At 33.5% G+C, this 20,823-nt stretch carries 14 protein-coding genes and 2 tRNA genes; 9 read left to right on the plus strand and 7 right to left on the minus strand.

Annotation, left to right across the window (positions count from 1 at the left end; all coding sequences use genetic code 11):
* Positions 1 to 256: 256 nt before the first annotated feature.
* Complete coding sequence (locus tag K6T82_RS05920) at positions 257 to 1,132, minus strand: LysR substrate-binding domain-containing protein (RefSeq protein ID WP_223705019.1); 876 nt, start codon at positions 1,130 to 1,132, stop codon at positions 257 to 259.
* Positions 1,133 to 1,235: 103 nt separating this feature from the next.
* Between K6T82_RS05920 and K6T82_RS05925 the strand changes: the two genes are divergently transcribed.
* Positions 1,236 to 1,991: an MBL fold metallo-hydrolase gene (locus tag K6T82_RS05925; RefSeq protein WP_223705020.1), complete on the plus strand. Its 756-nt coding sequence runs from the start codon at positions 1,236 to 1,238 to the stop codon at positions 1,989 to 1,991.
* A 77-nt stretch (positions 1,992 to 2,068) separates the two neighbouring features.
* Here K6T82_RS05925 and K6T82_RS05930 read toward each other — a convergent pair whose 3' ends face one another.
* The gene (locus K6T82_RS05930; protein WP_223705021.1) at positions 2,069 to 2,680 is read right to left on the minus strand and encodes an RNA polymerase sigma factor; all 612 of its coding nucleotides are present in this window, start codon (positions 2,678 to 2,680) and stop codon (positions 2,069 to 2,071) included.
* A 280-nt stretch (positions 2,681 to 2,960) separates the two neighbouring features.
* Between K6T82_RS05930 and K6T82_RS05935 the strand changes: the two genes are divergently transcribed.
* The 7 genes from K6T82_RS05935 to K6T82_RS05965 all read left to right on the plus strand — a co-directional run bounded on the left by K6T82_RS05935 (position 2,961) and on the right by K6T82_RS05965 (position 17,023).
* Entirely contained in the window at positions 2,961 to 4,106 is a 1,146-nt protein-coding gene (locus K6T82_RS05935) for a FecR family protein (protein WP_223705022.1), read from the plus strand.
* Positions 4,107 to 4,271: 165 nt separating this feature from the next.
* On the plus strand, positions 4,272 to 7,862 hold the full coding sequence (locus tag K6T82_RS05940; RefSeq protein WP_223705023.1) for a SusC/RagA family TonB-linked outer membrane protein: 3,591 nt from the start codon (positions 4,272 to 4,274) through the stop codon (positions 7,860 to 7,862).
* 17 nt (positions 7,863 to 7,879) lie between these two features.
* On the plus strand, positions 7,880 to 9,283 hold the full coding sequence (locus tag K6T82_RS05945) for a RagB/SusD family nutrient uptake outer membrane protein (protein WP_223705024.1): 1,404 nt from the start codon (positions 7,880 to 7,882) through the stop codon (positions 9,281 to 9,283).
* Positions 9,284 to 9,346: 63 nt separating this feature from the next.
* Positions 9,347 to 10,552 carry a TlpA disulfide reductase family protein gene (locus K6T82_RS05950; RefSeq protein WP_223705025.1) on the plus strand — a complete coding sequence of 402 codons (1,206 nt, stop codon included), beginning with the start codon at positions 9,347 to 9,349 and terminating at the stop codon, positions 10,550 to 10,552.
* 143 nt (positions 10,553 to 10,695) lie between these two features.
* On the plus strand, positions 10,696 to 11,829 hold the full coding sequence (locus K6T82_RS05955) for a TlpA disulfide reductase family protein (RefSeq protein WP_223705026.1): 1,134 nt from the start codon (positions 10,696 to 10,698) through the stop codon (positions 11,827 to 11,829).
* Positions 11,830 to 11,917: 88 nt separating this feature from the next.
* Positions 11,918 to 14,689, plus strand: coding sequence for a M16 family metallopeptidase (locus K6T82_RS05960; RefSeq protein ID WP_223705027.1), 2,772 nt, complete (start codon positions 11,918 to 11,920; stop codon positions 14,687 to 14,689).
* A 327-nt stretch (positions 14,690 to 15,016) separates the two neighbouring features.
* On the plus strand, positions 15,017 to 17,023 hold the full coding sequence (locus K6T82_RS05965; protein WP_223705028.1) for a protein-disulfide reductase DsbD family protein: 2,007 nt from the start codon (positions 15,017 to 15,019) through the stop codon (positions 17,021 to 17,023).
* 167 nt (positions 17,024 to 17,190) lie between these two features.
* Here K6T82_RS05965 and K6T82_RS05970 read toward each other — a convergent pair whose 3' ends face one another.
* Entirely contained in the window at positions 17,191 to 17,412 is a 222-nt protein-coding gene (locus K6T82_RS05970; RefSeq protein ID WP_223705029.1) for a hypothetical protein, read from the minus strand.
* 547 nt (positions 17,413 to 17,959) lie between these two features.
* Here K6T82_RS05970 and K6T82_RS05975 point away from each other — a divergent pair.
* Positions 17,960 to 18,643, plus strand: a complete 684-nt coding sequence (locus tag K6T82_RS05975) for a S24 family peptidase (RefSeq protein WP_223705030.1) — start codon at positions 17,960 to 17,962, stop codon at positions 18,641 to 18,643.
* 110 nt (positions 18,644 to 18,753) lie between these two features.
* Here K6T82_RS05975 and K6T82_RS05980 read toward each other — a convergent pair whose 3' ends face one another.
* The 4 genes from K6T82_RS05980 to K6T82_RS05995 all read right to left on the minus strand — a co-directional run bounded on the left by K6T82_RS05980 (position 18,754) and on the right by K6T82_RS05995 (position 20,823).
* Entirely contained in the window at positions 18,754 to 19,677 is a 924-nt protein-coding gene (locus K6T82_RS05980) for a bifunctional helix-turn-helix transcriptional regulator/GNAT family N-acetyltransferase (RefSeq protein ID WP_223705031.1), read from the minus strand.
* A gap of 273 nt (positions 19,678 to 19,950) precedes the next feature.
* Positions 19,951 to 20,035, minus strand: a tRNA-Ser gene (locus K6T82_RS05985).
* 152 nt (positions 20,036 to 20,187) lie between these two features.
* Positions 20,188 to 20,272: transfer RNA gene (locus K6T82_RS05990), tRNA-Ser, on the minus strand.
* A gap of 152 nt (positions 20,273 to 20,424) precedes the next feature.
* Positions 20,425 to 20,823, minus strand: a complete 399-nt coding sequence (locus tag K6T82_RS05995; protein WP_184167062.1) for an acyl-CoA thioesterase — start codon at positions 20,821 to 20,823, stop codon at positions 20,425 to 20,427.

Below are 20,823 nucleotides of genomic sequence, written 5' to 3' on the forward strand. Positions count from 1 at the left end.
CGTAAAGAAATTCACCAATCTTTGTCGATCAACGAGTGTGATTTGCTACGCCAGTCGCTGTCGCTCAAGTCTCGTTCCTCGAAATGACAAACTTTAACGTAAAAGTGTATACCCAATCTTGTCATCCTGACGGAGGAGGGATCTCCGCAAGAAACTCCGTAAATTAATTCGCCAATCTTTGTAGAGCTACTTGTAGAGATTCCTCGTTCCTCGGAATGACAAACTGTGGCGTTTGTCTTTAGTAACTCTTGAAACATCACTTCAAATTCTCCACCATTATTTTCAAGAAAGCCTTCACCGCTTTTTTTTCATAAACTTCCTTCAAAGAAATAAGCATTGCAGTTCGCGTCATGTTTTTGCCGCTTATCGGAATTGCGTACAAATCATTTTCGTTTTCAATTGTAGTTTTCGTTAAAATCGTATGCCATTTTCCCGTTTTAATTAATTCCAATAACGTCGGAATATCATTTATTTCAATCGTAACATTTGGATGCAGATTGCTTTTTTCAAAAGCCTTACTGATAAACTGAGTCGTACTGAATCCGCCAGCAGGCATCGCAAGAGGAAGCGTGCTGATTTCTTCCAGAGAAATAGTTTTTTTATTTTTTAAAGCAGTTTCAGAAGAAGTAACCAAAGCCATTGGCGAGGTAAACAATTCTAGATATTTAAAATGTGCTTCAGAAGCAATTTCTTCAAAAGTCAGAATAACATCTAGCTGAAAATGATTTAGTTTATGAATAAGTTCTTGCGAAGTTCCAAAGATAATTTCAAACTGAATTTTAGGATATTCAGAGCTGAATAAAATCAATGCTTTTGTAACCACATGACGCAATGCATAGGTTACGCCAATGGCTACTTTTCCAGTTTCCAGTTTATTTAAATCTTTTAATAATTGCAATCCGTCAGAAGCTTTGTTGATGGATTGTTGTGCATAAACGGCAAATAAATCTCCAGCTTCGGTAAGCGTAATTCTTTTCCCGATTCTATTAAAAAGCGGAACTTGAAGTTCGTCTTCCAGCTGTTTTATTTGCTGTGATAACGTACTTTGACTAATGAAAAGTGCCGAAGCAGCTTCGGTAAAATTCAGTAATTCTTTTGCTTTTAGAAAATATTTTAGCTGACGAAGTTCCATTTCTAAATCGGTTTTATCGATTGATTATATCGAAAAATAAGGTTTTACAAATATAGAAATTCTTAAGAACTTTGCTTTGTTGTAAAATTAGAAGTAAAACAAAATGGAAATTATAGCTTTACAAGAAGGAAATTATATTGTCAATTCTAAAAAAGAATTTCAGCTTTTAGAAGAGAGTACAACCGATTTAGGTTTAAAAATGGCCATTCAGCCTTTTGTTGTTATTACAGACAATGATGTTATTTTAATAGATTTTGGTTTAGGATTTGTCAATAACGACGTTCCATTTATTTATGAAATGCTAAGAAAAAACAATATAGAACCACAACAGATTACCAAAATTTTGGTTTCGCATTTACATAAAGATCATATTGAAGGAATTGGTTATTTTAAAAATGGTCAGTTCGTTCAAAATTTTCCAAATACGAAAATCTATATTCAAGAAAGAGAAATAGATTTCGCTTTAGAACAATCACAAAATCCGTCTTACGTTCCTGAAATATTAAATGAGCTGAAAGAATTACCAAACGTTGAATTATTAAATGAAGACAATGGTAATATAACTGATGAAATTTACTTTGAAGTTACAGCAGGACATACCCAATTTCAGCAAGTATTTTGGATTAAAGCAGATGATGAAATTGTGTTTTACGGAGCAGATGATTTACCGCAAAAAAGATATTTAAAAATTCCTGTTGCCTACAAAACCGATTTCGATGGAAAACGTGCTATGGAATCTCGAAAAAAATGGGAACTACAAGCAAAAGAAGAAAATTGGAAAGTGCTTTTGTACCATGATATGAAAACGCCAATTTTAGATTTTGCAGAAGAAAGAAGCGAGATGAAAGATGCTGTGTAGAAAAAAGAAGCAAGATTTTAATTTAAGCAGAAATAGAGAGGCAAGAAGATATTATACTTAAAACAATAAAGGAAAATTCAGATTAAATTATTTAGTCTGAATTTTTTTTTAGCAGAAAACAGAAGGAACAAAACGCTTTTTACTTTTTCTTCTAAAGAACTACGCAAAATAGAAAAAGCTTTTGTGATCTGTGCTTCAACGGTTTTGATTGAAACATCCAAATGTTCTGCGATTTCGATATTCGTTAAACCTTCTTTTTTACTTAAAATAAAAACCTCTTTACATTTTGGCGGTAAGTTTTGAATTTCTTTGTTTACTGCATTCAAAACCCTTTGAAAAGCTTCAGAATCATCTTCCTGAACGATTCCGTTTAAGGCATCATAATACGATTTTTCTAGAGAAAACAAAGACTGATTTTTTCGATATAAATCAATGAATTCATTGTAAACCAGTTTGTAAAGAAAACTTTTAAGAGAATGATCTGTTTTTAATCTCGTGCGCTGTTCCCAAACTTTAATAAAAACGTTTTGAACAATATCTTCTGCGCTGTATACATTTTTTACAAGACTGTTGGCATACACGCAAAGTTTGTGATGATAAGTATCGATGAGGTAGGTATAAGCGCTTTCATCTCCATTTTTTAGAGACTCAATTAATGTGGTATTATCGCTGTAATCATCAATCTTCATAAAAACAAATATATTAATTTATAATTTTTTTGATTCAAAAGTGACTTGATTTTCTTAAAAAGATGCACTTTTTTTATTTTCTATTTGAAATTTATTACAAATGGAAAAGGGATTAAAATGCAAATATAAAACTTTTACTTAATTAATTCTACTGAATTAGTAGAGTTTTGTTGAAAGAAAAGACTTGTGAAAAATAAAAAAATCATAAAAATGAAAAAAACTTTATCAAATTGTTAGGGTTTTGTTTTTTGGCTTCGTAATAATATTAAAAATGACCCAAATGACAGCGAAAAAATCAGAGCGATTAATCGTTAAATTTATCACAAATCAGGCTACTACCGAAGAAATTGAGCAGTTGACAGCGTGGTTAAAAGAAGACGAAAATAAAATTGTGTTTAAGGATTTTATAAAAATCAACTACGCAATAGAGGCTTCTTTGAATACATTTGATTCTTCTGAGGTTAGAAAACAACTTTCAGAGCGGATTCAACAGGAAAAGAATGTTTTTTACAAAAGAAGATTTTCATCTTTTTATAAATATGCCGCAGTTTTAATTGTGGCTCTTGGTGGGTTTTATTTTTATAAAAATTCTGGTTCAGAACAAGTTAAACAAAATGTTATCGTACCGAGAGTTGATGAAATTGTTTTACAATTTGGTAACGGAACATCTGAGAATATTGATATTTCTGAAGAAAAAAATGTTACGGATAAAGATGGAAATATCATCGGGAAACAAGAGAAAAACAGATTGGTTTATAATAGAGCTTTCGCTGAAGGAGAATTGGTTTATAATACTTTGAAAATTCCCTACGGGAAAAAATTTGAAGTACAATTGTCAGACGGAACAATTGTGCATCTGAATTCTGGAACTTCGTTAAAATATCCGGTACAGTTTGTAAAAAACAAAAGCAGACAAGTTTATTTAACAGGTGAAGCGTATTTTGAAGTAAGCAAAGATAAAAGCCATCCGTTTACGGTCAATGCAGAGGAAGTTAACGTTGAGGTTTTGGGAACAAAATTTAATGTGGATGCTTATCTTAATAATTCAAGTACAGATGTTGTTTTGGTTGAAGGTAAAGTTTCTCTTTCTAAAGATCAGAAAACAAGTCAGGTGTATTTGACTCCAGGTTTCAAAGGTTCGAATGTAAATGGAGAATCTTCATTTTTGACAGAACAGGTTAACACAGAATATTACACTGCGTGGGTAAAAGGAAGTTTGGTGTTTAAAAATGCTTCTTTCTCTGATATTATCAAAAAACTGGAACGTCAGTATAATGTAACTTTCATTAACAGAAATAAAGCTTTAGGAAAAGAAATTTTTAATGCCCGCTTTGATAATGAACCAATAGAAGTCGTTTTGAAATATTTCAGCGACAGCTACAAGATTGATTATGATATTGATAAGGATCAGATCACTATTAAATAAATTATCAATTAACAATTTATAATTAACAATTAAAAAAAGCCTATGTAACAAAAATCCAAGAATGAAGGATCGTTATAAAAAAACCGGAAAATGCGCCAACATTTCCCGGTAGAGTATATGCGGTCAGTTAATTAACCAACCAACATTAAAAAAACATTTAAAAGTATGAAAAAACTATTGAACAGAATTAGGTTTGATAAGCCTTTTTTGAAATTCGATTTGAAAATGAAATTAACCACTTTATTTCTGTTAACAGCCTTAACAGTAATGCACGCCGGAACCAGTTATTCTCAAAAATCTAATATTTCTTTTAATGCCAGCAATATGACCGTTGCAAAAGTGATTGAAAGACTTGAATATACTACAAATTACAGATTTGTTTACAATGTGAGATCTGTTGATTTAAACAGAGTAATCAATGTAAATGCAAACGATACTTCGATTGAAGTGATTTTAGCTAAAATTTTTAATAATACCAGTACAGACTTTAAAGTATCTGGAAATCATATTATTTTAATGCCTAAAAAAATCTCTCCAGACAAACCAGCTGAAGAGAAAAAGCCTGTAGCAGATTTTATTGTAAAAGGTAGAGTTACGGATGAAAAAGGGATGCCTTTGGCAGGAGCAGCAGTTTCTGACAATGGTTCAGGAAGAGGTGTGCATACCGAGTTTAATGGTGAATATCAGATTATTGCAGTAAACGGCGAAACTACTTTGGCTTTTGCTTATTTAGGATATGTGAGACAGGAAATTAAAGTTGATGGAAGAAATGTAATTAACGTTGTCTTAAAGGAAGATGTACTTCAGCTTGAAGGCGTGGTTTTAAAAACAGGTTATCAGGATATTACTGCAGAAAAAGCAACAGGATCTTTTTCTAGTTTAAAAGCAAAAGATTTTCAAGAACAACGATTAAATAGTTTAGACAAAATTTTAGAAGGTCGTATTGTTGGATACCAAGATGGAAAAATTCGTGGTACAACTTCTATGAACGGAGTTACCTCGCCATTGTATGTTATTGATGGTTTTCCTATAGAGAACACTAAGTATAATCAGAATTTTGCTTTAGAAGAAAATCTTCCAAACTTAAATTTAGAAGATATTGAAACCATTACAGTTCTTAAAGATGCTGCTGCTGCTTCTATTTATGGAGCGCGTGCTGCTAATGGAGTTGTAGTAATTACAACTAAAAAGGCAAAAGCAGGAAGAACTAATATTTCTTATACAAGTAATATTACAGTAACACCATACAGAAATTATACTGATAATTTGACCAACTCGGCAGATATTATTGATTTAGAGAGAGGTTGGGCAGCTTCAAACCCGAATCTTCAAGGAGCAAACGCAAGTACTTATGCGCAATCATTATTAAATAATGCAGCTTTTACAAGTTTGGGGATGAATACCATTTTAAAAGGATATTCGGGAGCAATTTCTCAAACCGATGCTTCTAACCAGCTGAATCATTTGGCATCTCTTGGTTACAAATATTTTGATGATGTAGCAAGATATGCTAAACGAGATCAGTTTTATACACAGCACAATATTAGTGTAGGAAAAGGATCTGAATCGAACAGTTTTAATGCATCTTTGACCTATAAGAATAATCAGCTGGAAGATATTTATTCTGAAAATGAGAGCATTGGGCTTAACTTAAAAAACTCAACTCAAATAAATCACTGGCTTTCTGTAGATTTAGGAAGTTATACCAATTTTGGTAAAAGCGATTTACAGAGTTATTATCCTTATAATCCTAGTTATTTAGGAAGCGCAGGATTTAAATATCAACCATACAATCAATTAGTTAATGATGATGGATCTTATTTTACCTCTACAGCGGCTTCTCGATACAATAATTTTACGCTTCAGTCTATGCAGAATTATGGTATGTACAATATGGATATTACGCCAATGGACGAGTTGGGTAGAAATGTAAGCGAGACCAAAAGTTTCTTAAATCGTACGTTTGCAAAATTTAATGTAAAGTTTAGTAACGCGTTTACTTACAATGCAATGTTTCAGTATGAATTTGGTGTAGATCGTACCAATTATTTAAGAGAAAAAGAATCATTTAGCGTAAGAGAACAGGTAAACGGAATGATGACTATTGCAAACAATGCAGCAGTTTACAATTTACCTTATGGTGATATTTTAAAAGAAACCAATCAATTTACAAATGCTTATAATTTCCGTCAGCAATTAAATTTTGCTCAGATATTTAATGATAAGCATGATGTTTCTGCAATTGTGGGTATGGAAATACGCCATAATAAAGCAGAGTATAGAGATGATACACGTTATGGTTGGGACGAACAAACTTTATCTTTCGCACCAATCAATCAGGTTGATTTATTAAAAGTATATGGTAGTGTTTTTAATGGGTATATGTCTACTAATAATTTTTCTGCAGAAAGAGAATTACAGAATCGATATGTTTCTGTTTACAGTACAGCAGGTTACACTTACGACAAAAAATATACTTTAAGCGGAAGTTTGCGTTGGGATCGTTCTAATTTATGGGGAACAAATAATAAATACCAGAATAAACCAACTTGGTCTGCAGGGGCGGGATGGAATATTAATCAGGAATCTTTCTTTGCAGTAAATTGGGTAGATGCACTTAAACTGCGTGCTTCTTACGGTATTGGAGGAAATATAGCTAAACTTTCAGCTCCTTATTTAACAGCTTACTATACAAATAATGGTAATGTAGGAGGTGTTCAGGGAAGCGTGAATTCTAGACCAAATCCTGAATTATCTTGGGAAAAAACCACCACAAAAAATATTGGATTAGATTTTAGTTTGTTCAAAAGTAGATTGAGCGGAACTTTTGATTTTTACAATAAAAAAGGAGAAGATTTATTGGCCAGCAGTACCGGAATTCCAACTGAAGGCTGGGGATATTCTACTTACAATTTAAACAACGGAGAAATGACCAATAGAGGTTATGAAGTAAGTTTAAGAGGAACAATTGTTAAAACGCCATCTTTTTCTTGGGATGCATCAGTACTGTACGCTAATAACAAAAATAAAGTGGATTATGTTAATGTAAAAGCACCAGTTTATTATTTACAATTAGATTACCCATCTGCTTATCCTAGAGTTGGCAATAACTACAATTCTATTTACGGATACAAATGGGCAGGCCTAAGCGATAAAGGTTTACCACAAGTATACGATGCTTCAGGAACTGCCATAATTTATAATCCTGCCGATTTAGAAGCAATACACGATTACGGTTCTACAGTACCAAATCATAGCGGATCTTTTCATACTTCTGTAGCCTACAAAGGCTTTTCTCTTTCAGCATTATTTATTTACGAACTGGGACATAAAGTTAGAAATACCTTCTTGCCGATGTTAAATAATAACTATTCTGGAGCGTTAGGAGGCTATGTAACGGATATTACAGTAATAAACAAAAATATTGTAAATCGTTGGCAGCAACCAGGTGATGAGGCTTTTACCAATGTACCTCGCGCAGTTTATGAATATGAGTCTGATTTTAACAGTGCTTCACGCGATATTTATCGTTATGCAGATATTAACATTCTAGATGCTTCAAATGTGAGATTAAGCAATGTTTCATTAGCGTATCAATTGCCAAGGGATATTGTTAAGAAAATAAATCTATATGACGTACGATTTAATTTGAATGCAGAAAATGTATACACTTGGGCAAAAAGCAGAGATGCTAAATATATGCTGAACGGTTTCCAGTCACCAAGTTTTGTTTTTGGTGTAAATGTTAATTTCTAATTTTAAAAGAAGACAAAATGAAAAATCTATATAAAAATATACTGTACGTATTAGCATTAGGAATAACTTTTGCCTCTTGTGAAAATTATTTGGATGATGTGCCAAAAGGCTCTAAAACTCCAACTACATTAGCAGATTTTGAAGCTTTTATAAGAGACGAATATGGCAACCAAGTAGTAAACGTAGAGCAAGCTATAAGTTTGATGAATGATAGATTTCAAACTGCTGCCAATTTGGCTTACTACCGATTGACAAATGCTAATTATATGTGGGATGAAAATGCAGATCGTATTGATTTGAATCAGGCAGATGAAACTACATATTATAGAACTTATGCCGGAATTTCGACTTTTAATCTGATTATCGAAAATGCTTTGACAACAACCGAAGCAAAAGAGGCAGATAAAAGAATTCTTTGGGCTCAGGCAAAAATGTTGCGAGCGATGTCTTATTTTACACTGACCAATTTTTATGCAGATACTTACACTACTGCAAATGCAAGTAAATTATCAGTGCCTTTAATTACCAGTGCCGATATTAATGCGCCAAGCAAACAGGTAACAATTAAGGAAATGTACGATTTCATTCTAAAAGATGTAAATGAAGCGATTCCATATTTGCCAAAAGTTTCGCAAACGGCTTTGCATCCAAATTTAGGAGCTGGTTATGCATTTTATTCACGTGTTTATTTACAAATGAATAATTATACAGAGGCTTTAAAATATGCCGACATGGCTTTGGCTGAAAACAATAAATTATTTGATTGGGTAGCTTATTACAACGCTAACAAAACAGTAATCGATTTGCCAAATTCATATACTACAACGCCATCGCCAATGGGATATAATTATGTTGAAAATTATACTTTTCGTCATGGTTCTTCTTACTCGTTAGGAAGAGAATTAAGTATTCCGGTAGAAAGAGCGCAACGTTTTGAAGCAGGAGATCTTAAATACAAATCACGTTGGAAAATCAGAACTGTTGGTGCAGATACCTATTATTATTCAACTATGTCAGGAATGTATAATTTTGGAGGAATCACTACTGTTGAAGTTTATTTAATCAAAGCAGAATGTTTGGCTCGTGAAAATAAAATAAGCGAAGCGCTGACAATTTTAAACACTATTCGCAAAACGCGTATTTTGCCAGCATCTTATGCAGACATTTCAACAACCGACAAAACAACGGCTTTGAATGCTATTTTCAATACTAAGCGTAACGAACTTATTTTAACATTAATACCTTTTGCAGATGCACGTCGTCTGAATGCAGAAGGAACTTATCCGTTTAGTTTATCTAAAGTTGTAGGAGGTGTAACTTATAACTTGTCTTCAACATCACATATGTGGACAATGCCTTTCCCACAAGGAGCAACGCAAAATCCAGGAAACGGAACAATAACACAAAACGTAGCTAAATAATAACTCAAAAGCTTTCCGATTAGGATTCCGAAAGGGAAGCTTTTTTTAAAATATCAATCAAAAATGAATACAATTAAATTTAAAATTTTAGGATTGTGCATTTGTTTGTTTATGATTTCAAACAATGGTCAAGCACAAAAGAAAAAGACAGCATCTGCTTCAGCAGCAACAACTTATTCTATAGAAGGGAATATCTCTGGACTTGCAGAAGGGACAACTGTAAAATTGATTCCAGGAGCAACACATTCTTCTGAACTGCCAGTTGCTGAAACAACATTAAAAGAAGGAAAATTTACTTTCTCAGGAAAATTAAAAGAACCTCGTTTTTTCTATGTTGTCTTTGGTAAAAGCAAAGGAACTATTTCTGTAATGGTCGAAAATTCAAAAATAAAAATTTCGGCGGCTGGTACTGTTTCAGATAAAGAGGGAGAATATATCACTTTTAAAGATGTATTAATAACAGGTTCAAAATCGCATGATTATTATGCGAAAGAAACGGCTTTTAAACAAGAATTAGAATCTGATTATGTAGCCTATCATGTTGGAATAAATGAACTTAGTAATTTGGCTGGAAAAGCAAGAAAAGAAAACAACAAGAAATTATTAGATTCTGTTTACAATACAGCACAGTGGAAAAAATTTGAAGCTGACGAAAAGGCGTTTTTCACGAAAGTGGAATTATTGTCAAAGAACTTGATCGAAAAACATAAAACCAATTGGTGGGGACCATTTTTTATGATGACTTCTTACAGTTATTTTACTCCAGAACAAAAGCCAATTTACGAGCAGTTTTCAGATGCAGCAAAGAAAAGTTACTACGGACAAGTTGTAGACAAAGATTTGAATCCGAAATCGTTAGTAGGAACAAGCATCGCTAATTTTGGTTTAAAAGATAAAGACGGAAAAACGTTTAATGCAAAAGAAATTGTTGCAGGAAAAAAATACATTTTAGTAGATTTTTGGGCTTCTTGGTGTGGTCCATGCCGAAAAGAAATTCCGAATTTAAAAACCGCTTATGCAGAATATGCTCCAAAAGGATTTGAAATTTTAAGCGTTTCAATTGATAAAGACGAAAAAGCTTGGCAGAAAGCACTTGGACAAGAAAATATGCAGTGGCATAATCTTCTAGACGACGATAAAGTGAGTAAATCATTTAACGTAAAAGCAATTCCAGCCACTTATTTAGTAGACGGTAAAGGTGTAATTATCGGAGAAAACTTGAGAGGTGCAGAATTGGAAGCTAAATTGAAAGAACTTATGAAATCTTAGTATTTAGTCTCGGTTTTCAGTCGCAGTTTTCAGTCGCAGTCACAGTTTTCAGCGGCGGTTTACTTTAGTCATACAGTTGATAACTGAAAACCGAGACTGAGACTGAAAACTAAAAACGATCTTAATTATAAAAAAAATATAACATGAAAAAAACAATCTTAAAATCAAGTCTATTCGCATTAGCAATGGCGACGGCATTTACTTCTTGCGCGAAGAAAGAAGGATACACAATTAACGGAAAAATTGCAGGATTAGATAAAGGAATGGTTTATCTAGAATATGCAGACGAAAAAGGAGATAAAAAAATAATCGATTCTGCTGAGGTAAAAGAAGGTGCATTTTCTTTTACAGGTAAAATAGGAGAACCGTTATTTCATACCGTTAAAATTAAAGGACAAGAATACGGAGCGTATTTTCTTTTAGATAATGAAGACATCGCAATCGAAGCAAAAAAAGATTCAGTTTTTAAAGCGAAAGTAACAGGCGCTACTCAAAACGGATTTTATAAATCATATTACGATAACGAATTCAAAAAAATACAAGCAGTTGCTGGTCCGATTTACAAATTATCTGATTCTTTAACTCAAGGAGGAAAAGTAAAATTGACTCCAGAACAGCAAACAATGATGGATAAAAAATGGAAAGATCTTGGCGCTTTCGCGGATGATCTAACAGACAAATTCATCAAGAAAAACAAAGACAATTTAGGTGGAGCATTAGTAATCGAAGATCGAATTGTGTCTTACGGAACTCCAGAAAAAGTAAAAGAATATTATGCAGTTTTATCTCCAGAAATTCAGAAATCTTTCTACGGAAAAAAATTAAAAGCAACAATTGATTTAAATGACAAAACAGCAATTGGCGCTCCGGCATTGGAATTTTCTCAAACTGATGTAAACGGAAAAGTGGTGAAATTATCAGATTATAAAGGAAAGTATGTTTTAGTAGATTTCTGGGCTTCTTGGTGCGGACCATGCCGAAAAGAAAACCCAAATGTGGTGGTAGCTTACAAAACGTATCACGATAAAGGATTTGATGTTTTGGGAGTTTCATTAGACGATAAAAAGAAACTTTGGGAAAAAGCAATCGAAAAAGACGGTTTAACTTGGACACACGTTTCTGATTTAAAAGGATGGCAAAATGAAGCAGCTGTTTTGTACGGAGTTAAAATGGTTCCAACCAACTACTTAATTGGACCAGACGGAAAAATCGTAGCTAAAAACCTTAGAGAAGCTGAATTGCAATCTAAATTGAAGGAAATTTTCAGTAAATCGTAAATCCAGTTTTCAGTCTCGGTTTTCAGTTTCCAGTTAAACTGAGACTGAAAACTGCGACTGAAAACTAAAAAATCTCTCACTTATAAAAATGAAAAAATACATCTTTCTGGGCTATTGCTCATTAGCTTTCTGCACACTTTTGTCAGCGCAGACTAAATCGGTTAATTTTAAGAAAATAAAAGAATTAGGCGGAATCGAGGAATATTTGTACCAGCCTAACGGAATGAATGTTTTGCTTCTGCAGGACAATGCTTCTCCTGTTGCAACAGTACAAATTGTATATCGCGTAGGTTCTAAACATGAGGTTTTAGGAAATACAGGATCTACACACCTTTTAGAACATTTAATGTTTAAAGGAACGCCAACTTTCAACAAGAAAAACGGAAATACAATTACTGATGTTCTACAAAATACAGGAGCACAATTAAATGCGACAACTTGGTACGATCGTACAAATTATTTTGAAACGCTTCCGAGTGATAAAATTGAATTAGCGATTCAAATCGAAGCCGACAGAATGCGTAATTCTTTATTGTTGAAAGAAGATAAAGAAGCAGAAATGACGGTTGTTCGCAACGAATTTGAGCGTGGAGAAAACAACCCGAATAGTTTATTAGATAAAGAAATCTGGGCTGCGGCTTATATTGCACATCCCTATCATCATTCTACAATTGGATGGAAATCGGATATTGAAAATGCTCCAATCGAAGTTTTAAAGAATTTCTACAATACCTATTATTGGCCTGATAATGCAACTTTAACGATTATAGGTGATTTCAAAAAAGAAAATGTTTTTGAATTGATCGAAAAATATTTCGGTAAAATCACAAAAGCACCAAAAGCAATGCCTCAGCCTTATACAGAAGAGCCTCAGCAATATGGAGCTCGTAAAATTATTGTGAAAAAACCAGGAGAATTGGGTGTTGTAAACAAAGCGTACAAAATTCCAGGGGCTTTAAACGAAGATCTTCCTGCGTTGAATATTTTGGCTCAGATTATAGGTGTTGGTCCATCAGCTATTTTAAATAAAACTTTTGTTGATACTCGTTTAGGAATTTATACGTATGCAAGTGCAACAAACTTTAAAGAAGTTGGACTTTTCACTATTGGTGTTGGTTTTCCGACGACTTCAAAACACGAAGATATCGACGCTAAAATCAGCGAAGTTGTAGCTAAAATTCAGAAAGAAGGAGTAACGCAGGATGAGGTAAATAGAGTTGTGGCAAAAATCAGTGCACAAACTATTTTGGCTCGCGATGGTTCTGGTGTAATTGCATCGGCATTAAACGAAGCAATTGCTTCTGGCGACTGGACGGATTATATTACAGGTGTTGACCGATTGAAAAAAGTAACTCCAGCGGATGTTCAGCGTGTAGCCAATAAATATTTGGTTGAAGACCAAAGTACAACAGGATATTTTATTCCGAAACAAGCGGGCTCTCAAAATAATAATTCGGCGAAAGCTAATAATTATATGCCAGAAAATGGTCCGTTTTATTACAGACATTCAGAAGAAGGACATATTCACGAAGAAACTTCATCAGCTCCGGCTTTAGTAAAAAATTCAACAGAAGAAATGGCTGCTCCAGAAACTTTAATCGAAAAATCGGCTTCAGCTTTTAAAAGAGAAAAAGTATCAGGAATTGACGTCGTTTCGGTAAAAACTTCAGCAAAAGATTTTGTTACCGTTGCAGCAAGTATTTCGTTAGGAAATTATGCAAGCGAAACGAAAAATGATGTTATTCCGGCATTAACTGCATCAATGTTATCAAAAGGAACCACATTAAACGACAAATTTAAATTCTCTGAAAAACTTCAAAAATTAGGAGTAAACCTTAGTGTAAACGCTTCGACTTTCAAAATCAATATCGGATTTAAATGTTTGAAAAAAGACTTAGATCAGGTTATTGCTTTATTAGCTGAAGAATTGAGAAATCCGTTGTTTGATGCCAAAGAATTCGAAAACTTGAAACAGCAGTTTATTGGAAATACACAACAGGATTTAAACGATCCAGGCGAAAGAGGAAGCATTGCTTTGTCTCAGGCGATTTATCCAAAAGGAAATCCGAATTATAGTTTAAGTGTTGAAGATAACATTGACAATATCAAAAAAGCAACTTTGGATGAAGTGAAAGCATTCCACAAAAAATATTTTGGAACTGCTTCAATGCGTTTGGTGATTGTAGGTGATACAGACGGTGCGAACTTAAATAATGCTCTAAAAAAATCATTCAAAAACTGGAATGGTGGTGTTACAGAAAAACTGAAATTTGAAGAAGCTTCAAAATCGGCATCAAAAACAGAAGTTGTAACTATTCCAGAAAAACCAAGTGCTGAACTATTCATTGGTCAGTTTACAGGATTAAAAAGATCGGATGCCGATTATATTCCATTTTACATCGGAAATTACACTTTAGGAGCAGGTTTTGCAGGACGTTTGATGCAAACTGTTCGTGATAATGATGGTTTAACGTATAATATTTCTTCTGGTTTAGGTGGTAATATCGAAACGGGCGGTTATTGGTTTGTAAATGCTTCTTTCAATCCTAATTTATTTCAAAAAGGCTTAGACGCCACAATGGTTCAAGTCGATAAATGGGTGAAAGAAGGAATTACTCCAGCAGAACTAGAAAACAAGAAAACCAATTTGATTGGAAGTTTTAAAGTCGGAATGTCGACTACAAACGGAATGGCAAGAACGATTTTGAGCTTTATTGAAAGAGGCTTAGAACCTAGTTATATTGAACAATATCCAAATGATATTCAAAAAGCAACTTTACAGCAAGTAAACGATGCTATTAAGAAATATGTTCAATTGGATAAAATGATCATTATCAAAGCTGGATCCCTTGAGAAATAGTTTTCAGTCTCAGTCACAGTTTTCAGTCTTGTAACTTCAACTTTGTCAAAGTTTCAAACTTTGACAAAGTTAGCGACTGCGACTGCGACTGCGACTGCGACTGCGACTGCGACTGCGACTGCGACTGCGACTGCGACTGCGACTGCGACTGCGACTGCGACTGCGACTGCGACTGCGACTGCGACTGCGACTGCGACTGCGACAGAAAACTAAATTTTAATAGTGTCTTTCATTTTTAAATCTGAATTAGTAAGCAATTTTCTGTGAAAGGCCTAAAAGAGCTGTTTACGGACAGCTCTTTTTTTATTATAACTAAACCCAAAAACAATGAAAAATACCATTATAATAATACTGTTATTAATTTCTGCCACTACATTTGGACAAATGTACAACCCGGTAAAATGGTCAACAACTGTAGAGAAAATTTCAGACAAAGAATACATCTTAAAAGCGCAGGCGAAAATACAATCTGGCTGGCACTTGTACGGACAATACATCGAAGAAGGCGGACCTTCTCCAACAGCTTTTGCCTTTAAAAATCAACCTAAAAAATTCGAGTTAATCGGAAAAACAACCGAAGACAAAGGGCACGAAACAGTTGATAAAATCTTCGATATGAAAATTAAATATTTTGAAGATAAAGCACTTTTCACTCAAAAAATCAAATTCACTTCAGAAGCTGTTTCTAACATTTCTGCAGATGTTGATTTTATGGTTTGTGATGACAGCAATTGTTTGCCACCGTCTACAGAAGAATTAACGTTTAATATTCCGACTGAAAAGAAATTGGCTTCCGCCGAAGAAACTCCAACCGTAAAACAAGATTCTGTAATTACAGAAGAAAAAACTGTTGTTCAAACAGAAGAAAAAGTTAATGGTGCAATTCCAGATTCATCCAAGAAAACAGAATCGAGAGGATTATTGACGATTTTTATTTTAGCTTTTTTATCTGGATTTGCTGCATTATTAACGCCTTGCGTTTTCCCAATGATTCCGATGACGGTAAGTTTTTTTACCAAACAAAGTAAAAGCAAAGCGGCTGGAATTAGAAACGCTATGATTTACGGAATCTCAATCGTAATCATTTATGTTTTACTAGGTTCACTTGTAACCGCAGTTTTTGGTGCCGATTCGTTGAATGCGCTTTCAACCAATGTTTGGTTCAACTTGATTTTCTTTATTTTATTGGTAGTTTTTGCCTGTTCATTTTTAGGAGCTTTCGAAATTGTATTGCCAAGTTCGCTAGCCAACAAAGTCGATTCGCAAGCTGATAGAGGAGGACTAATTGGGATTTTCTTTATGGCTTTGGCTTTGGCCATTGTATCATTTTCTTGCACGGGACCTATTGTCGGAACTTTATTAGTTGAAGCGGCTTCAAAAGGAGGCATCGCGCCAATCGTTGGAATGTTAGGATTTTCGATTGCAATCGCGTTACCATTCTCTTTATTTGCTGCTTTTCCAGGCTGGTTAAACGCATTGCCAAAATCGGGTGGATGGCTGAATACGGTAAAAGTCGTTTTAGGATTTTTGGAACTGGCTTTGGCATTCAAATTTTTATCCAATGCCGATTTAGTTTTACAATTGCATTGGCTGGAAAGAGAAGTTTTCTTAGCGATTTGGATTGCCGTTTTCGGAATGCTGGCTTTTTATTTATTCGGAAAAATTACGTTGCCACATGATTCGCCATTAAATCACATTTCAGTTGGGAGATTAGGTTTCGGATTATTGGTTTTAAGTTTTACAATTTATTTGATTCCGGGACTGTGGGGCGCACCTTTAAAACTAATCAGCGGATTTCCACCTCCAATGCAATACAGCGAATCGCCAAACGGACTTGGGGTTTCGGGAAATTCCGAACTAAAAATTACAGGTTCGTTGCCAGAAGGAGCAGAACATGGTCCGCAGAATATCATAACTTTCCACGATTATGATAAAGGAATGGAATATGCGAAAAAAGTAGGGAAGCCAGTTTTATTAGATTTTACAGGATATGCGTGCGTAAACTGTAGAAAAATGGAAGAATTGGTTTGGTCAGATCCAAAAGTTTTGGGTGTTTTAAATAATGATGTCGTTTTGATTTCGCTTTATGTCGATGATAAAAAAGAACTTCCAGAAAACGAACAATATTTTTCTGAAACAACTGGAAAAAAAATCAAGACTATTGGAAACAAATGGAGCGATTTACAGATCAAAACCTACAAAGCAAACGCACAGCCGTTTTATGTAATTGTAGATCATCAAAGTGCAAGTTTGACTGAGCCTTCGGCTTATAATCCTGATATTGAAGAGTATTATAATTGGCTTCAAAACGGGATTCAGAACTTTAAAAAGTAGAACGATTTTTACTTTTTGCATTAAAAACAAACCTCCAAAAGCTGATAGATTTTGGAGGTTTATTTTTTTTCATTTCAATTAAAGAAAAGCTTGTCCTTATTAAAAGGTTTACTGTTGACGCAGATTTATAAATTAATGCCACAAAATTAAGTAAAGGTAAACGGTTGTCACGATGTTTTTCCTTTTAACCGTTTGAATTTTTGTACTTCGTCAGCCAGTTGCTGGTTTAATAAGACTTGTTCTTTATGCTGTATTTCCATTTTTTTGATGGTTTCTGTTGCTGTAGTAAGTCTTGTTGTAATGTCATCCAGAAAATCTCGATAATATTTTACAGCGCTTACGGCATTGTCAATTTCGGCGGCACGATCTTCTGCGAGTGTTTTTCGCATAGAGAAAATCCAGGTTATAAGAGAGGCAAAAAAAGCCGTCAGCGTGGGGTATAAAAAATGTTCCATTAAATGTTGTTATAAATTGAATATTGAATTAAAGTTTTTTAGCTATAAATCTAAGTGGTATCGTTTTCATTTATTTTTTTTAATATCAAATTCTCTTAAATTTCTTTCAGGGAGCATTTGGATTTTTACTTAGTGAGTTCTCCAATTTTTGAATTTTTACTTTTATCTGAACTGTTTTCATTTCGATTTGGATTAAATGGTTTTAATGATATTTGTTTTTTTATTTTCTAATTTAGAAGGGTAATATTTTACGTCTTTTTTTGTTTTTGCTGTGATTTTGTTTTTGATTTATTTTTTCATGTGTTAAGTGTTTGTATATTAGGTGTATGTGTGCTTTTTTGTGTCTGAATAATTGTTAATTTAAGCCAAATGATTTATTATATTGAGCCTTGTTTTTCATTTTTATTTTTCTTTACTTTGCAAATATAATGTAAAATAATACATTAAAAATAAAATTTAACGTAAAATAATACATCTTTTTATGGGGTCAACGGAAAGAGTAAGAGAGTATCTGGATTTTAAGGGGATTACTAAATATAAATTCTGTAATGATTTGGGATTTTCTAATAAGTTTTTAGATAATAGCAGTAATATGGGAACAGATAAGGCGTGTAAAATATTACAACATTATCCAGATCTAAATTCGGAGTGGTTATTGACGGGAAATGGACCAATGATTAAGGAAGAAAATGCAAGTTTAGTGATTATGAATAATGATAGAAAAACGGTCGATTCGTTACATATAAGTCAAGAAATACCATTATATGATTTAGAGGCCGTTGCAGGTTTGAGAGAATTGTTTAGTAGTGGAGAACCGCAAAGAATTTTGGATACCATAAAAATTCCGAATCTTCCAAAATGCGATGGGGCAATTTCTGTAACGGGAGATAGTATGTATCCGTTACTAAAATCGGGAGATATTATTTTATATAAGGAAACCGAATTTGAAAATATCTTTTTTGGCGAAATGTATCTTCTAAGTGTAAAACTAAATGATTGGGAAGAATATATTACAGTGAAATATGTTCAGAAATCGGAACAAGGGCAAGAATATGTAAAATTGGTAAGTCAGAATTCGCATCATCAGCCAAAAGATATTCATATTTCAAAAATTTCTGCTTTAGCACTAATAAAAGCTAGTATTCGTATAAATACGATGATGTAATTTTTTTTGATAAAATCTCTTTTTTTAAGGATGAAGAGTGAAAAAATAAAAAAGGCCTTAACCAGAACTTAAAAGTTTGGCTAAAGCCTTTTCGTATTTTCTATTTAATGCTAATTAGAAAGTTTCAAATCATAACGTTCCTCATAAAATGTTTTTCCCCATTCTTTAACTTCTTCAGATTGCGTAAGTTCGAATCCGGCCATTTTATACATTTCTAGGGCTTTATTTTGCAGACTTGTCGTAAGTAGAAAAACGTTTTTAAATTTTTTCTCTTTACAGAAATCCACAGCATCAGTTAAAAGTTTTTTACCAATTCCTAATCCTCTAAAGGTAGGATCGAGCAGAAACCATCGCAATTGTGCTTCTTGATTAGGCTGATGTATAATTGCAACACAGCCAACAATTTTATTGTTGTATTCTGCCATCCAGATTCGGTCGTTTTCTGGAGAATATTTTTCTAAAAAATCGTAAAAAGTCTTGATTACATATTTCTCAAAATCAGTTGAGAAGTTGTATTCTTTTCCATAAATCGCACCATGTAAATGAATAATGTAGCCAATATCTCCAGGAGTAATTTCATGACGGTATACAATATCTTCTCGCACGATTTTGTTTTCTGTAAGCAGATTTCTAACCGTGTTCATCGAATCGACTAAAATCTCTTTTTCTGATGAATTTAGTTTCTCTATTTTACCTTCAATCTTGTTTTCAGATTTGTCATTTAAAATACTTAATAATTCATTTCCAGAATTTGTCAGTTTAATGTTGGAAGCGCGTTTGTCTTCTGTAGAAGTAACTTTCTCAATTAAATTTTCTTTTAAGAAACGTTTTAAAATTCGGCTTAAATAGCCTTTGTCCAAATTTAAAATTTCAGTTATTTTCTGCGCGGTTATAGAGTTGCTTTCGCTGATTTCGTATAGGATTCGAATTTCGGTCAAAGAATATTCGCTATCCAAATAATGCTGACTTAAGATATCTAAATGTGCGGTGTAAAATCGATTAAAACTTCTAATTTTTGAAGTAATGGTATTCATAATTTGAGCGGATTGTATTATGAATACAAATATATAAAATTAGTTGCTTTTGTCAACTACTTTGGTGTTTTTATTTCTTTTAAATGAATTTAAAATTTATAGTTGGTTTTAGATTTCAAATGTAATAATGTATAAAAGTTTTGAAAAAGGGAAATGATGTCTTTTGAGTGGGCTACCGTGTTAAGTGTTTTGCCTGGTAGTTGTTTAGAAATGTAAGAAAGAGGATTGTTTGATCTATAAAAAAATAGGGTCTTCAGATGAAGACCCTATGAGCGGAGAAAGAGGGATTCGAACCCCCGGACCTGTTACAGTCAACAGTTTTCAAGACTGCCGCATTCGACCGCTCTGCCATTTCTCCAGTATGTTGCTATCATTAGCTGATTGCGGGTGCAAAGATAATATGTTTTTTCGATTTTGAAAATTTTTTTAATACTATTTACAAAGAAAATTTATGTAAATCCAGTATAAAAAGAAAAAACCCTTAACAAAGTTAAGGGTTTTAAAATTCAGCGGAGAAAGAGGGATTCGAACCCCCGGACCTGTTACAGTCAACAGTTTTCAAGACTGCCGCATTCGACCGCTCTGCCATTTCTCCAGTATGTCGCTATCATTGTCTGATTGCGGGTGCAAATATAAGACGGTTTTTCGGTTAACAAAACTTTTTTTTGGATTATTTTTAAACTTTTTTAAAAATAATTTCCAAGTGTCTAATTGTCAGTATTTGCGAGGAAACTTTTTTTTGTGAGGTTATTCCAAATCGTCTAAAATTGGCGTTGGTTTTTTGTTTTCATCAACTGCAACAAACGAAAAAGTTCCTGAAACTACTGTTTCACGAAGCTCCGAATACATTTGTTCCATAAAAATATCTACATGAATTTTACAACTGGTTCTTCCAACACTGTCTACTTTTGCGACTAATTCTATTAAAGTTCCTGCAGGAATCGCTTTTTTAAAGTCAATTTGACCCGTAGAAATTGTAACTACTTTTTTACGGCTAAAACGAGTGGCACAAATAAATGCTACTTCATCCATAAGATGAAGTGCAGTTCCTCCAAATAAAGTATCATAATGATTTGTTGTACTTGGAAAAACGGCCTTAAAAATACGTGTTTCAGATTTTTGAATTCTTTCTTCTACTGTTCCCAT

The organism is Flavobacterium potami (assembly GCF_020026915.1).
Taxonomy (GTDB): Bacteria; Bacteroidota; Bacteroidia; order Flavobacteriales; family Flavobacteriaceae; genus Flavobacterium; species Flavobacterium potami.